The organism is Kutzneria chonburiensis (assembly GCF_028622115.1).
GTDB classification, from domain to species: Bacteria; Actinomycetota; Actinomycetes; order Mycobacteriales; family Pseudonocardiaceae; genus Kutzneria; species Kutzneria chonburiensis.
Genome location: NZ_CP097263.1, coordinates 9,031,336 through 9,044,971, shown reverse-complemented (window position 1 = coordinate 9,044,971; position 13,636 = coordinate 9,031,336). Strand labels below are relative to the sequence as shown.

The 13,636-nt window shown below is 68.7% G+C and carries 14 protein-coding genes; 2 read left to right on the top strand and 12 right to left on the bottom strand.

Translation table 11 applies throughout. The annotated features are described in order from the left end of the window. Positions 1-5 precede the first annotated feature (5 nt). Positions 6-794 (bottom strand): hypothetical protein, encoded by a 789-nt coding sequence (locus M3Q35_RS42075; protein WP_273938163.1) that lies wholly within the window; start codon positions 792-794, stop codon positions 6-8. Between the two features lie 177 nt (positions 795-971). On the opposite strand from M3Q35_RS42075, the gene M3Q35_RS42070 reads away from it, so the two are divergent. Next, complete coding sequence (locus M3Q35_RS42070) at positions 972-2,105, top strand: acyltransferase family protein (RefSeq protein ID WP_273938162.1); 1,134 nt, start codon at positions 972-974, stop codon at positions 2,103-2,105. 221 nt (positions 2,106-2,326) lie between these two features. On the opposite strand, the gene M3Q35_RS42065 is transcribed toward M3Q35_RS42070, so the two are convergent. From M3Q35_RS42065 to M3Q35_RS42015, 11 genes are all read right to left on the bottom strand, one after another. Further along, positions 2,327-3,205 (bottom strand): glycosyltransferase family 2 protein, encoded by an 879-nt coding sequence (locus M3Q35_RS42065; RefSeq protein WP_273938161.1) that lies wholly within the window; start codon positions 3,203-3,205, stop codon positions 2,327-2,329. Positions 3,206-3,218: 13 nt separating this feature from the next. Next, complete coding sequence (locus tag M3Q35_RS42060; protein WP_273938160.1) at positions 3,219-4,685, bottom strand: oligosaccharide flippase family protein; 1,467 nt, start codon at positions 4,683-4,685, stop codon at positions 3,219-3,221. Then, positions 4,672-5,667 carry a hypothetical protein gene (locus tag M3Q35_RS42055; protein ID WP_273938159.1) on the bottom strand — a complete coding sequence of 332 codons (996 nt, stop codon included), beginning with the start codon at positions 5,665-5,667 and terminating at the stop codon, positions 4,672-4,674. The genes M3Q35_RS42060 and M3Q35_RS42055 overlap by 14 nt, the downstream gene beginning before the upstream one ends. Positions 5,668-5,675: 8 nt before the next feature. Then, positions 5,676-6,929, bottom strand: coding sequence for a DUF4910 domain-containing protein (locus tag M3Q35_RS42050; protein ID WP_273938158.1), 1,254 nt, complete (start codon positions 6,927-6,929; stop codon positions 5,676-5,678). Beyond that, positions 6,926-7,951 carry an NAD-dependent epimerase/dehydratase family protein gene (locus M3Q35_RS42045; RefSeq protein ID WP_273938156.1) on the bottom strand — a complete coding sequence of 342 codons (1,026 nt, stop codon included), beginning with the start codon at positions 7,949-7,951 and terminating at the stop codon, positions 6,926-6,928. The genes M3Q35_RS42050 and M3Q35_RS42045 overlap by 4 nt, the downstream gene beginning before the upstream one ends. A gap of 5 nt (positions 7,952-7,956) precedes the next feature. Next, entirely contained in the window at positions 7,957-8,607 is a 651-nt protein-coding gene (locus tag M3Q35_RS42040) for a PIG-L deacetylase family protein (protein WP_273938155.1), read from the bottom strand. Then, positions 8,604-9,380: a sugar phosphate nucleotidyltransferase gene (locus M3Q35_RS42035; protein ID WP_273938154.1), complete on the bottom strand. Its 777-nt coding sequence runs from the start codon at positions 9,378-9,380 to the stop codon at positions 8,604-8,606. The genes M3Q35_RS42040 and M3Q35_RS42035 overlap by 4 nt, the downstream gene beginning before the upstream one ends. Continuing rightward, entirely contained in the window at positions 9,377-10,603 is a 1,227-nt protein-coding gene (locus tag M3Q35_RS42030; RefSeq protein ID WP_273938153.1) for a class I SAM-dependent methyltransferase, read from the bottom strand. The genes M3Q35_RS42035 and M3Q35_RS42030 overlap by 4 nt, the downstream gene beginning before the upstream one ends. A 287-nt stretch (positions 10,604-10,890) precedes the next feature. Beyond that, a complete protein-coding gene (locus M3Q35_RS42025; RefSeq protein WP_273938152.1) occupies positions 10,891-11,487 on the bottom strand; it encodes a helix-turn-helix transcriptional regulator in 597 nt (198 codons plus the stop codon). A 365-nt stretch (positions 11,488-11,852) separates the two neighbouring features. Further along, entirely contained in the window at positions 11,853-12,245 is a 393-nt protein-coding gene (locus tag M3Q35_RS42020) for a TIGR03668 family PPOX class F420-dependent oxidoreductase (RefSeq protein ID WP_273938151.1), read from the bottom strand. Then, the gene (locus M3Q35_RS42015) at positions 12,242-12,943 is read right to left on the bottom strand and encodes a TetR/AcrR family transcriptional regulator (protein ID WP_273938150.1); all 702 of its coding nucleotides are present in this window, start codon (positions 12,941-12,943) and stop codon (positions 12,242-12,244) included. The genes M3Q35_RS42020 and M3Q35_RS42015 overlap by 4 nt, the downstream gene beginning before the upstream one ends. A gap of 125 nt (positions 12,944-13,068) precedes the next feature. Between M3Q35_RS42015 and M3Q35_RS42010 the strand changes: the two genes are divergently transcribed. After that, positions 13,069-13,500 (top strand): nitroreductase family deazaflavin-dependent oxidoreductase, encoded by a 432-nt coding sequence (locus tag M3Q35_RS42010; protein WP_273944683.1) that lies wholly within the window; start codon positions 13,069-13,071, stop codon positions 13,498-13,500. Positions 13,501-13,636 lie beyond the last annotated feature (136 nt).

Sequence of the window (13,636 nt, the reverse complement as noted above, 5' to 3'; positions counted from 1 at the left end):
TGCGGCTACACCGTCTCATGTGGAACGTCGGGACCGTCGGTCAGCGTGCCGCGCACGGTCAGCACCGCTTTGTCCTTGGCCCGGGCGATCCGCACGGTCGGCGGGTCGAGCTCGCCGGGAGAGCGAGTGAGCTCGGCCACCGTGTCCGGCGCCCGCATCTTGCGCGACTCCCGCATCCGGTCACGGGCGTACGCGCCGCCGAGACCGAGCAGGAGCACCGCGAGCAGGGCCACACCGGTGAGCTGAAGTTTCAGCGTCATCTTGGTGACGGGCGTGGTCGGCGAGATCACGTCGACCATCGACAGGTAGGTGATGGGCGGCGCGTTCAGCGCCTTCTGCCGGTCGATGAGCTCGGAGCGGAGCTTGTCCTGAGCCTTCTTCACGACCTCGCTGGCCGCCTCGGGCGTGGTGCTTTCGCCCTCCACGTACACGAACGGGCCGTTCTGGCTGCTGCTGAGCAGATCGGGACTGCTGGTGCCGTCGTTGATCACGACCGTGGTCGAGCTGTGCGGCCCGGCGCCGAGGTCGGCCAGTTCCTGAGGCGTGTTCATGGCCTGGATCAGGATGCCGGTGGTGGTCTTGAGGCCGTCGTTGAAGTTCAGCAGCGGGTTGGTCAGGCCGGTGGGCTTGCTCGGGTCCAGCGAGAGCGTGCCACCGCCGGCCGGGGTGGCCAGCACCATGAAGGACCGTGACACGTAGTGGGTCGGCACCAGGATGAACGTGACGGCGGCGGCCAGCACCGCCAGTAGCACGACCGGCGGGCCGACGTAGCGACGGCGCATCAGAACCCACATGGACTTCCAGAATTCCATAGGCCCATGCCCCGTTCCGTGAGCGCCGGTCACGGCGACCGCCAGCATCCGAACAATCGACGACCTGGGATTTGTCGTTACAGACTGGGCCGTTCGGCCTAACGGCGGTTGCTCCCAGGGTGTGGTTACGCGGGCGGGCGCGGACGCGATGTGTGGGGCATGGACACACCTGCCCGCCCGCGGCTGATCGGGCTGGACGGCATCCGGGGACTGGCGGCGCTGTTCGTGGTGCTGCACCACAGCTACCTGATGGCGTTTCCCGGCTTCCCCGAGACGCACGCGCCCGCTTGGACGGGTTTCCTGCTGTACGGGCACTTTGCCGTGGTGGTGTTCATCGTGCTGTCCGGTTTCTCGCTGGCCGTGTCGCCGGCCCGCAACGGCTGGCGGCTGGACAGCCTGGCCAAGTTCGCCCGCCGACGGGCCTGGCGCATCCTGCCGCCGTACTGGCCGGCGCTGTTGTTCAGCCTCCTCGTCGCCTGGACGCTGGCGCCGCAGCCCGGCGAGGGCGTGCCGACCGGAAAGTCCGTTCTGCTGTACGGATTCCTGTTGCAGGACGTGTTCGGCTCACCCAGCCCGAACGGCGCTTTCTGGTCCATTGCCGTCGAGGCCCAGCTGTACTTCGTGTTCCCGCTCATGCTGCTGGCCCTGCGCCGGGCCGGCGCGACGGTGATGCTGGGCGTGACAACGGGAATCGTGGTGCTGATCGGCCTGCTGGCGCCGCACGTGTCCGTTGTGGACGCTCTGATGCGGTTCACGCCGCAGTTCGCCGCCCTGTTCGCGGCGGGTGTGGCGGCCGCCGGAATCGTTCAGGCAAGCGCAAAGTGGCAGCGCGTGCACTGGCAGTGGTGGTCGTTCGCCGCCATGGTGCCGGTGATCGCGTTGATAGCCATCGCCGGCCCCGTCTGGACGACCAAGAACTTCATCTGGGTCGACCTCGCCGCCGGCCCGGCGGTCGCGCTGTTGCTCGTCGCCGTGGCCACCCGTCAGCCGAAGCCGTTGGTGCGTCTGCTCGACACCCGGCCCGTGCGCAGTCTGGGGTCGTTCTCCTACAGCCTGTATCTGACCCACGCGCCGATCGTCGTGGTGGCCTACACCTTCGTCGTCGGCCCACTGTTCGGCACCGGGCTCGGCGCGTTCGGCGTGATGCTGCTCATCTGCGTGCCGGTGACGGTCGCCTTCGCCCGGGGCTTCGCGGCCATCTTCGAGATCCCGTTCGTCAAGCACCGCAGCTGGGCCGCCCTCAAGGCGGCCATGGCCCCCAAGACCCCGGAACCGGTCCCGGCCGCCGACTAGCCAAGATCAAGGGACCGATCCTCGCGTTGAACGTCAGGAAGGACCCCTTCCTGACACCCCACCAAGATCAAGGGACCGATCCTGACGTTCAACGTCAGTAAGGGGCCCTTCCTGACATCCCCCCATGATCAACGCGGAATTACTCCACTCCGAGTGTGGGAAAGCCCCCTTCCCAAGGAAGGGGGCTGGCCGGGGTGGGGGAGGCGGGTTAGCGTGGAGGGTTAACGGGGTACCAGGTCGCGGGCGATGCGGACGAGTTTGCGGGCGCGGCGGGTGGCGACGATTCGCTGGCGGCGGGCGTACATCTTGCCGATCTCCAGCACGGCCCGGCGGCGCTGCTCCTCGGACAGCTCGGCGGAAGCCTGCACCCAGCGGACCATTTCCCGGCACTGCAAGGTGGTCGCGAAGTGGGCCTGCCAGGACGGCACGTCCAGCCGCCGGGCCAGGATGGCCGGCGTCTCGTGCTTCCAGTGCCGCTTGGCCAACACCTCGGGCACATGCCCCCACGGCCCGGCCAGCGCCAGCTTGGTCGCGTAGACCTCGTCCTCGCGCAGCATGTTCCGCCGCTCGATGGCCACCACCGGCTCCCGCCGCACCATGCCGTACAGCGGGTCGATCATCAGGTGGCTGGTGTTGAGCAGCCGCAGCATCTCGGTCAGCCGGACAACAGGGTCCGAAGACCGGAACGCCGTACTGGTATAGGGCATCGTCGAGGTGACGCCGTCGGGCCCGGTGTAGTCGACCTGGCTGGTGACCAGGATCAGCCGCGGGTCGTCATAGAACGCGTCAAGGCCGCGGGACACGCAGTTGGGCGCCAGCCAGTCGTCGTCGCCGACCCAGCGGAAGAACTCGCCGCGGGCCAGCCGTAGTGCCCCGACGAAGTTGTTGAGCAGCCCCACGTTCAGCGGATTGCGGTGGTAGACCACACGCGAGTCCTCGGCGGCCAGCGACCGGCACAGCTCCTCGGTGCCGTCGGTGGACGCGTTGTCGCTGATCACCAACTCCAGGTCGGCGTGGTCCTGGCCGAGCACCGATCGCACGACGGCCTCGATGCGTTCGACCCCGTTGTAGACCGGCAGCCCCACGGACACCAGCGGCATGACCACTCCTCACTCAGCGCGCGCGGACCAGCCGCGTCCGTAACTGCCGGAACTGCTCGACCGGCACGACCGTCAGCACGAACACCAGCATCCCGACCACACCGGGCACGAACAGGTGCAGGAACGCGCCGCCGCTGACCAACCGCACCACCACGAACGTCACGGCGGCGCACAGCGCGGCCCCGACGGCCGGCCGGATCAGCGCGGGCAGCACCGGCAACAACGGAACGCCGGCCCGGTGCAGAGCGATGATCGCCAGTGGCAGCGCCACCGCGACGGCGACGATGCTGTGGGCGATGGCGGCGCCACGGATGTTGTCCAGGTGGGTGCCGAACCACAGCGCCGGGATCAGCACGACGGCCCAGCCGGCGTTCAGCCACACCGTGGACCTGGTGGCGCCCAACGAGGTCAGGATGTCGAACGCCAGCGACGTCAGCATCCGCACCACCATCAGCACGGTCAGGAACCGCAGCACCGCGGCCGACGGACCCCACTGATCGCCGTACAGGAAGACCACCATGTACGGGGCCAGGATCGCCATCAGCACGGCCACCGGCAGGATCGCCGACACCAGCACCGGCACCGATCGGCGCACGCCGGCGGCCAACGCCTCGGGTTCCTGCTCGGCCAGCCGGGAGAAACTCGGGATGGAGACATAACGCACGGCCGTGCCGACCAGGCCCGGCACCCAGTTGGAGACGTTGAACGCCAACAGATACCAGCCCAGCGCGGTCGCGCCGAGCACGTTGCCGACGATCACGTAGTCGGCGTTGAGCAGCACCGACTCCACGCCGAGGCTGGCCGCCAGCGGAATGCCGAACTTGAACAGCTTCACCGCGATCTCGCGGTCGAACGCCAGCTTGAACGGCAACGCGCCCATGCGCCACACCAGGATCCCGGTGACGATCGAGCTGGCCACCTGCCCTCCGGCGAAGCTGTACGCACCGGCCCCGGCGAACGCCAGCGGCACCGCGACCACGAAGTTGACCGCCGTGCCGATCATCGTCGCCTTGGTCAGCCGGTCCTGCTCGAACCGCCGCATCAACGCGGCGGCGCGGCAGGAGGTGATGCCGTCCACGATGATCACGAGCGTCAGCAGCCGCACCACCGGCGCTGCGTCGGGCGTGCCGGACAGCGTGGCGAAGGCCGGCGCGCCGAAGAAGAACGCCGCGTACACCAGGCTGCTGAAGGCAATGGCGATCGACGTGCCCGTCGGGGCCATGTCCTCCAGCTTGCCGCGCCACTGCACGCCGGCGGCGATCACGCCGATGTCGTTGACGTGCATGACGAAGGCGGTCGCCGCCGCGGCGACGGCGAAGATGCCGAAGTCGGCCGGCACCAGCAGCCGGGCCAGGATCAGCCCGATGGTGAACGAGCCGAGCTTGGTGCCCAGGTTGCCGACCAGGCTCCAGCGCAGGCCCCGACCGGCCTTGCGACCGATCGTGCCGACGGCCTCCGGTGGTGACTCAGACTCGCTCAAGCCAGATCTCCCGCCAGAACGGCACGAACTCGCGCGGGCAGCTCGAGTTGTAGACCCCGGCGCAGACGATGTCCTCGAGCACGATGCACGGGCTCTTCATGGTCAGCAGCTCGCCGGTCTTCTCGTCGATGCACTTGTCGACGCGCGCCTGCACCCGGGCGGTCTGGCCGCAGTAGCGGGCCATCTCGATCTCGAAGCCCATGCCCCGGTTGAGCATGTCCTCGTTGAGCGTGGCCAGGATGGCTTCCTTGCTCTTGACCCGCACCAGTTCGCCGGGTTGCAGGTCCAGGTGCGCGGTCGGCGTCTTCTTGCCGGGCTGGCCCTTGATGAAGCCCCAGCGCAGGCCTTCCTTGAACCACAGCTTGCGCGGCAGCTTCTGCCGGCTGACGTCCTGCACGCGGTTGAACAGCGACACCCCGAACGCCTTGAACGACGCCCAGGCGGTGACGTTGCCGGACTTCACGTCGTCCACGTACTGGCCGAGGTCGCGGAACGGCAGGCAGGTCGGCGCGGCCCGAAGCAACTCGGTGGCCTGGCAGGAGAAGCGCTCACCGCCGTCAGCCGCCGGGGCCTTGTGGGTGTTCTCCACCAGCAGCGGCAGGTCGATCCGGCCGGACGGCTTGTCCGCCACCGGCAGCGGAGTCCCCGGCTCGACCTTCTTGAGCCAGGCTTCCTTCCAGTACATGGAACACGCGGTCTGGCAGCCGCCGTGGGCGGAGCCGTCGCAGCGGGCGCCGGCCAGGTGGACGGAGTTCTCCATCTTACGGATGCCGCTGCGGCTGATGGTGTCGCACAGCTTGTGCGCCACCTTGTGCACGGTCATGCGCTGGCCGCAGAACCGGACCATCTCCGGCATGAACGGCAGGTTGTCCAGCTCGCCCCGGCTGTCCAGGGTGGCCAGGATCTCCTCGATGCCACGCACCTCGACCAGGTCGCCGACGCGTAAGCCGAGGGTGGGGGCGGTGGTCACGGACTGGGTCATCTTCGGTGTCACTCCTTCACCAGGCCGGCGCCCCGCAGGGCGTCGGCGGCGTCCGCGACCGTGGCGAACGGAATTCCGGCTCGGTGGGCGATGTCCAGCAGGCTGTGCTCGCCGTCGGACAGGTTGAGCACCCACAACATCGCCATCTGGGCCTGTTTCGTGTCACTGCGTCCGCCGAGCGACTCGTACAGCCCGCGGCGGCCGAGTTGCGGCTCGCCGTACGGGCTGAGGTTCACGTAGCGGCGGTCGCGCTCCAGCACGCCCACCGCCGCCCACAGCGTGTCCAGCGTGTCGGTCATCGACTCCTCGGTGACGAAGTCGGGGTTGTCGCCGGAGGTGTGGTACTCGGGGTAGCCGGCGTACGGCGTCCTGGTCAGGCTGCCGACGCCGAGGTTGAAGCCGGGCGAGCAGTACTGCCGCTCGTCGTAGCCGTAGGGCGAGAAGTCGATCACCTTGTGCTCGCGGCCCGACTCCCGCAGCACGTGCTCCATGGCCCGGTCCACGGGCGCGTCGCCGCGCCGGCTTCGCTTGTACGTCAGCGAACCGCGGTCGCCGGCGCAGGCCAGCGTGAATCCGCCGCGCACCCGGTCGACGCGATCGAAGTTGCGGGCCAGCCAGGTGATCGCGCCGATCGTGCCCGGCGCGAAGATGAACCTGTAGGTATACCGAGGTTTCGTCTCAGCCAGCCGTGTGGCCAGCTCGACGGCCACCGCGACGCCGGCCATGTTGTCGTTGGCCAGCGAGGGATGGCAGATGTGGCAGGACACGATGAACTCGTCGGTCAGCTCGCCCGGCACCACGTGCTCGCCGTAGCTCAGGCTGCCATCGTCCAAAGTGGAGTCGATGAAGACCTCGTAGTCCCCGTCCGGCAACGACTCCAGCACGTCGTGCCGCAGGCAGAAGCCCCACGTCTCGCTGTAGTAGCTGGTCCGGTACGGGATCAGGTCGGGCTGCTCGGGCAGCGTGTGCAGGTGCTCGCGCAGCTCGGCCAACGACATCGTGGCGTGCACGGGCGTGCTGTAGCCGACGATGTGCAGGTTGTGCTCGGCGAAGTCGATCACCTTGCGCCCGCCGGCGTCCTTCACCCAGGCGTCCCGGATGTTCCACTCCCGCGGCACGGTCCAGTCCAGCACCTGGGTACCGGTCGGCACCTCGGAGACGGCCAGCTCCACCTGCTCGCCGATGATCTCCAAGGTCCGCCGCAGGCCGTTCCCGGTGATGCTGCGGCACACCGGGTACAGCCGTTCGACCAGCTCCTTCATCGCACCGGCCGCATGTCCGGGCCGAGGCTGCCCTCGGCCGAGCGGTCGGACAGCCGGGCCAGCCGGGTGAAGCGCTGCTTGAAGTCGGGCTCGGTCAGCCCGAACTTCTGGTACGCCTCGTACAGCTCGACCGCGCCGTCCTTGACCGACCACGCGGCGTGGAAGTCCGGCATGGCCGCCCGGATCCGGGCGAAGTCGACCCGGTAGGAGCGCGGGTCGGCGCCGGCCTCGCCGGTGATCACCAGCTTGGAGCCGGGCACCGCCTCGATCACCTCGCCGGCGATCTCGGCCACGGTCAGGTTGTTCAGCTCGGTGCCGACGTTGAACGCCTTGTTGTGCACGGCTTCCTTGGGCGCGACCAGCGCACAGGCGAAGGCCGCCGCGATGTCCTTGGCGTGCACGAGCGGCCGCCACGGCGTGCCGTCGGACAGCACCCGGACCTGGCCGGTCAGGTGCGCGTGCCCGACCAGGTTGTTCAGCACGATGTCGGCCCGCAGCCGCGGCGAGAAGCCGAAAGCGGTGGCATTGCGCATGTACACCGGCGTGAAGTCGTCGTCGGCCAGCTCGGCGACGTCGTCCTCGACGCGCACCTTGGACTCCGCGTACGGCGTCACCGGTCGCAGCGGCGCGTCCTCGTCGACGAGACCGTCACCTCCGGATGCGCCGTACACCGAACACGTTGAGGCGTAGAGGTAACGCTTGACGCCGGCGTCCTTGGCCAGCCGCGCCAGGTGCACCGAGGCGTGGTGGTTGATGTCGTACGTCAGCTGCGGCGCCAACGACCCCAGCGGGTCGTTGGACAGCGCCGCCATGTGCACCACGGCGTCCACAGTGGACAGGTGTTCGGCCGTGACGTCACGGAGGTCGACCGCGATACCGGTCGGATCGGCCGGCGTCGGGCCGAGCACGCAGTCCGCGAACAGGCCGGAGTCGAGGCCGATCACCTCGTGCCCGGCCTCGGCCAGCACCGGGGCCATCACGGTGCCCAGGTAACCCTGGTGTCCGGTCAGCAGCACGCGCATCCGGGTCATCCTCCAGCCAGGTCGAGAGTCAACTTGTTGCAGTGGAACGCTTCCGCGTACCGGGCCTTGCACTCGATGCCCCGGATCCGGGCGAGGCCGAGAAAGGCCTCCCGGTCGTACCAGGGCTTGTCCCGCTGCGACGCGTAGTGCTCGTGCAGCAGCCGGACCTTGTCCTCGGCGACGGAATCGGCCAGCGGCTGGTACACCGACGGCCGGCCCATGTCCCCGTCCCACTTGACGATCTCGTAGCCCAGGATCAGCGGATCGCGGAACACCTGCGGCACCAGCTCGGCCAGCCCACGGTGATCCTGGTGCGCGTCACCGGGATTCGGCGCGAAGATCAGCTCCGGGTCGATCCGCGACCGCAGCTCCTCGACCGCGGTCTTGGCCTCTTCCCAGTGCGCCGGCAGCCGGCCGTCGGGCAGCTTTCCCACCGTCACACGGAGATCCGCGTCCGGGCAGAAGGCCGCCAGTGCCGCGTGCTCCTCGTCCTCACGATGCGTGCCGCCGCCGGTCAGGATCAACGCCTCGACCCGCACGCCGGGATCGGCCCGGCACAACGTCAGCAGACTGCCGCCCGCGCCGATCGCGATGTCGTCACAGTGGGCGGCGAGCAGGGCGATCCGGCGCGGGCGTCCGGTCGAGAGTGCGATCATTCCCTTTCCCACAACGCCCAGGGCCGCTCGCCGCGCGAGTACGCCTCGTCCAACGCCACCCGCTCCTTGACGGTGTCGGTCGGCTTCCAGTAGCCGCGATGCGGGTAGGCCATCAGCCGGCCCTGCTTGGCCAGCGCGACACAGCCGTCGGCGACCAGGTCGCCGCCCTCCGGGATGTGGTCGAAAACCTCCTGGCGCAGCACGAAATAACCGCCGTTGGACCACAGCGGCATGTCGTTGACCGGGGTGATTCCCGAGACCATGCCGGACGCGCCGAGCTCGACGCAGTGGAAGCTGCCGGGCGGCGGCACGACCATCATCGACGCGCCCGCGTCGGACTGCTCGAACCGGCTGACGATCTCCGGCAGCGGCGCGTCGGTCAGCACGTCGGCGTAGTTGGCCAGGAACATCTCGTCACCGTCGAGGAAATCCCGCACCCGGCGCAGCCGCTCGCCGATCGGCGACTCGATCCCGGTCTGCACGAACGAGATCTTCCAGTCGGAGATGTCGGTGGACAGCAGCTCGACCTTGCCGCGGGAGAGCACGAAGTCGTTGGACGTGGTCTCCTCGTAGTTGAGGAAGAAGTCCTTGATGTGGTGGGCGCCGTAGCCGAGGCAGAGGACGAACTCGGTGTGCCCGAAGTGCGCGTAGTAGCGCATCACGTGCCAGATCAGCGGTCTCGGCCCGACCAGCTGCATCGGCTTGGGCACGTCCGCCGCGGTGCCGGTGCGCATCCGCATCCCGTGCCCGCCGCAGAACAGGACGACCTTCACGACTTCACCTCGAGTTCGGGGATGGGGAAGACCAGGCTGCCGCCCCATTCGCGGACGTAGGCCAACTGCTCGATCAGCTCGTCGCGCAGGTTCCAGGGCAGCACCAGCACGTAGTCCGGGCGGTCCTCGGCGATCCGCTCGGGCGGCAGGATCGGGATCCGGGTGCCGGGCGTGAACCGCCCGTGCTTGTACGGGTTGCGGTCCACCGTGTACGCCAGCAGGTCGGGCCGGATGCCGCAGTGGTTGAGCAGCGTGTTGCCCTTGCCCGGCGCGCCGTAGCCGACGACCGTCTTGCCCTCGGCGGCGGCCTTGGTCAGGAAGGCCAACAGGTCGCGGCGCACCTTCGCCACGCGGGCGGCGAATTCGGTGTAGCCGGACAACTCGTGCAGACCGGCCGCCTTCTCCCGGGCCAGCACGTCGTGCACACGGGCGCTGGGCTCGCCGGCGACCTCGGTCGGCCGGGCCCACAGCCGGATCGAGCCGCCGTGCGTCGGCACCAGCTCGACGTCCACAACGGACAGTCCGCCGCTGGCCAGCGCGCGCTGCGCGGAGGCCACCGTGTAGTACTGGAAGTGCTCGTGGTAGATGGTGTCGTACTGGTTGAGCTCCATCAGGGTCAGCAGGTGCTGCACCTCGATGGACACCCAGCCGTCGTCGGCGACCAGGTTGCGCAGTCCCTTGGTGAAGCCGATGACGTCCGGGATGTGGGCGTAGACGTTGTTGGCCACGACCAGGTTCGCCGGCCCGTGTTCATCACGGACCTGAGCACCGGACTCCGGGGTGAGGAAGGCGGTCAGCGTCGGCACGCCCTTGTCCCGCGCCGCCTGGCCGACGTTCACCGAGGGTTCCACGCCGAGACACCGGATCCAGCGCGACACCACGTGTTGCAGCAGATACCCGTCGTTGCTGGCCACCTCGACCACGAAGGAGTCGGCGTTGAGCCCCAGCCGCTCGACCGCGCCGTCCACGAAGGTCCTGGCGTGCTCCACCCAGGACGTCGAGTAGGACGAGAAGTACGCGTACTCGGTGAAGGTGTCCTCGGGAGTGATCAGCGGCGGGATCTGGGCCAGCCAGCACTGGGTGCACACCCGCAGGTGCAGCGGGTAGGTCACTTCCGGCTCGTCGAGCTGCTCCGCGGTGAGGAACCGCTCGCACGGCGGGGTGGCGCCGAGATCGACCACGCCCTCCAGGCTGGTCGAGCCACACAGCCGACAGACCGTCATCCGCCACGCTCCCCGCGAGAAATCGAGCGCGACGCCGACGGCGTCGCCGTACCCTGATTCGCTGCTCGCACACCCGGTGTTACCGGGGCACGGGAGTGGGGAACATCCCGCCACGCCAACCACTAGCCCGTTCGGCGTAGCCCTTCGACACCTTCGTTTGAACCAACGAGCCCGTGCGGGGTCCGGATACGCGAAACGGACGTCACACGGGGACCCCACTCGGCGTGGCGGGACCGAGTGGAGACCGCGCGCGACGTCCGCCGCGAGAGTCGAGCAGTGCTCGTGTTCTAGATGAGGCCGGCGCGCAGCGCGCAGGCCACGGCGTGCACCCGGTTGTGCACGTTGAAGCGCTTGGTCGCACTCAGGATGATGCTCTTCACCATCCGGTCCGAGCAGGCCATGATGTCGGCGATCTCGGGCGTGTCGTGCCCGTCGGCCATCAGCTGCAACACGGTCAGCTCACGCGGGGCCAGCATCGCGCCGTCCGGCCCGGCGATCTCCCGGCGCAGGTTCTCGGCCTGCTCGGCCAGGCTCGGCACCGCGCCGCCACCGGCCGCCTCGAGCACCGCGCTGGCCAGCCGGCTGCTGGTCGCCGCCGAGCGCGGCAGCAGCGCGACGACGCGACACCGGTGCAGCGACGGCGCCTGCTCGGGGTCGACGTTGTCGGTCGCCACCACCGTGGGCAGCGGCGCCGCCTGCGCGGCCTTGGTCAGCGCGCCGATGAAATCGGCGTTGACCCGGTCGGTGACCGTGAGCGCCACATCGGCGTCGGCCGGCAATCGGCTCGGCACCACCAACATGCCCGGCTGCGCCCTGATGTAACTGGCCAGACCGACCGCGGAGATCGGATCCCCCGCTTGAACGAACACCCTCACCCGCGCCATGGGTCCTCCCGACCGACTTGCTTCACGGTATGAAAGAGGTAACTCCCCCGTCTCCAGAAGTTGTTCACAGCGACGTCTATAGAGACGTCGAGACGGCTGGAGCGGGATCGGGCCAGACCCGGCGACTTCGACCGAATCCGCCGGTCCAGTGCCACATCGGCACGCATTCCCGGACACCCTTGATGATCTTCACCGAAGCATGGGCGCTGGTGGCGGCCCCGTGGGTCCACTTGTCGAACGCCGTTCGACGTACACGCAACGCGTTTCGCAATGCGCGACAGCCCCGATAACCGCCGTTCGGCGGGTACCGCGTCACATATCCCCGACGTCAGTGGCGCTTGTCACAAATAGGCCGGGAATGGGCTTCAGCCGTGCCAGTCCACGACCTTGCGCACCCTGATCTCGATCACCGGGCCCTGCGGCGGGCGGTCGCGGTACTGCTCGTACTTCGCCCGCAGCCACCCGATCGGCTCGATTTGCCCATCGCCGGACAGGATTCGCGCGATGCCGTCGACGCGGACCCACCACAGCTGCCGCCAGTCCTCGTCGTAATGATCGACAAGCAGGCTGACCTGCTCGTTCTCCGCGATATTGCGGAGCCGCCGCAGGTTGGTGGTGGTCTTGGGCTTGTGGTCGACCGCTATCACCACCACGTCCTCGTGCACGGCGAAGGTCACCGGCACCAGGTGCGGCCGGCCTTCCCGGTCGGCCGTGGCCAGGCGCGCGACCCGGGCCTGCGCGAAGCGGGCCAGGCTCATGACGGCATGCCGACCAGGTCGGCCAGCACGTCCACGGCGTACGCGAAGAACTCGTCCGAGGGGTCGACACTGCCCACGAGCTGGCCGAACAGCTCGAAACTGATCATCCCGAACAGCTGTGTCCAGGCCACGATGGCCCGGGCCAGCACCTCCGGCGGCAGTTCCGGCGCGATCACCTCGGCCAGCGCCCGGCACTGCTCGGCCAGGCCGTCGGAGAGCACGCCGGAGTCGCGGGTCGGGCGCAGCGTGCCTTCGGCCCAGGCCGCCCTGAGCACCCGCACCATGATCAGCGGCACCTTCTGGGCCTCGACGATCGTCGCCTCCGGGGCCTTGTAGCCCGGCACCGGCGATCCGTAGATCAGGGCGTATTCGTGCCGGTTGGCCCGGGCCCAGTCACGCACCGAATGGCACACCGCCTGCCACCGCCCGCGCAGGTCCTTGTCGGGAAGCCGCTGGTCAGCCGCGGTCGCCGCTTCGCCGAGCGCTCGATATGCGTCGATTATCAAGGCGGTGAGCAGCTCTTCCCGGCTCGGGAAGTAGCGGTAGATGGCCGAACTGACCATGCCGAGCTCGCGGGCCACCGCCCGCAGCGACAGGCTGTCCGCCCCGGCCGTCACCAGCTGCCGGCGGGCCTCGTCCTTGATCTCCGCCGTCAGCTCCGCCCTCGCGCGATCACGCGCCGTCTTCGCTGCGTTCACGCTGCGCAGCTTACCAGAGCAGTGACCCCATGTGAGAGCACTGCTCTTGACTTGGACGCCCGCTCCGTGTTCACTGTTCTCAACACAGAGCACCGCTCTCGAATCGGAGAAGGCAGATGACCACCATGACCCGCTACATCAAGCCCAAGCGCTCGACCAACGCGTTCAACGAGGTCGTCTCCCTCCTCACCCGCATGGGCTTCTCGGTGTGGGGCAGCCGGGTGCTGGCCGTGCGTGGCCGCAAGTCCGGGGAGTGGCGGACCAACCCGGTCAACCTGCTGACCGTCGACGGCGTCCGCTACCTGGTCGCCCCGCGCGGCCACACCCAGTGGGTCCGCAACATGCGGGCCGCCGGCGCCGGCGAGCTGCGCCTCGGCCGTCGCGTCGAGACCATCACGCCCACCGAGCTGGCCGACGCCGACAAGCCGCCCGTGCTGCGCGCCTACATCAAGCGCTGGAAGTTCGAGGTCGGCGCCTTCTTCGAGAACATCGACCACACCTCGACCGACGAGGAGCTGCTGGCCATCGCCCCCGGTTTCCCGGTCTTCCGCCTCTGACCAGCGCCAATACCCCACGCTTCAACCGCAGTTCGCCTTGCGTTCATCTTCACCATTGTTCACATATCTAAACCGTTTGGCCGTGAATAGCCGGCAAGGCGGCGTTGCCCGCATCGAATGCGCGCAACGCCGCCTT

Excerpts from the sequence above, each read along its gene's own strand:
- M3Q35_RS42075 (WP_273938163.1), bottom strand. The coding sequence starts at position 794 with ATGTGGGTTCTGATGCGCCGTCGCTACGTCGGCCCGCCGGTCGTGCTA.
- M3Q35_RS42070 (WP_273938162.1), top strand. The coding sequence starts at position 972 with ATGGACACACCTGCCCGCCCGCGGCTGATCGGGCTGGACGGCATCCGG.
- M3Q35_RS42065 (WP_273938161.1), bottom strand. The coding sequence starts at position 3,205 with ATGCCGCTGGTGTCCGTGGGGCTGCCGGTCTACAACGGGGTCGAACGC.
- M3Q35_RS42055 (WP_273938159.1), bottom strand. The coding sequence starts at position 5,667 with ATGACCCAGTCCGTGACCACCGCCCCCACCCTCGGCTTACGCGTCGGC.
- M3Q35_RS42050 (WP_273938158.1), bottom strand. The coding sequence starts at position 6,929 with ATGAAGGAGCTGGTCGAACGGCTGTACCCGGTGTGCCGCAGCATCACC.
- M3Q35_RS42045 (WP_273938156.1), bottom strand. The coding sequence starts at position 7,951 with ATGCGCGTGCTGCTGACCGGACACCAGGGTTACCTGGGCACCGTGATG.
- M3Q35_RS42040 (WP_273938155.1), bottom strand. The coding sequence starts at position 8,607 with ATGATCGCACTCTCGACCGGACGCCCGCGCCGGATCGCCCTGCTCGCC.
- M3Q35_RS42030 (WP_273938153.1), bottom strand. The coding sequence starts at position 10,603 with ATGACGGTCTGTCGGCTGTGTGGCTCGACCAGCCTGGAGGGCGTGGTC.
- M3Q35_RS42025 (WP_273938152.1), bottom strand. The coding sequence starts at position 11,487 with ATGGCGCGGGTGAGGGTGTTCGTTCAAGCGGGGGATCCGATCTCCGCG.
- M3Q35_RS42020 (WP_273938151.1), bottom strand. The coding sequence starts at position 12,245 with ATGAGCCTGGCCCGCTTCGCGCAGGCCCGGGTCGCGCGCCTGGCCACG.
- M3Q35_RS42010 (WP_273944683.1), top strand. The coding sequence starts at position 13,069 with ATGACCCGCTACATCAAGCCCAAGCGCTCGACCAACGCGTTCAACGAG.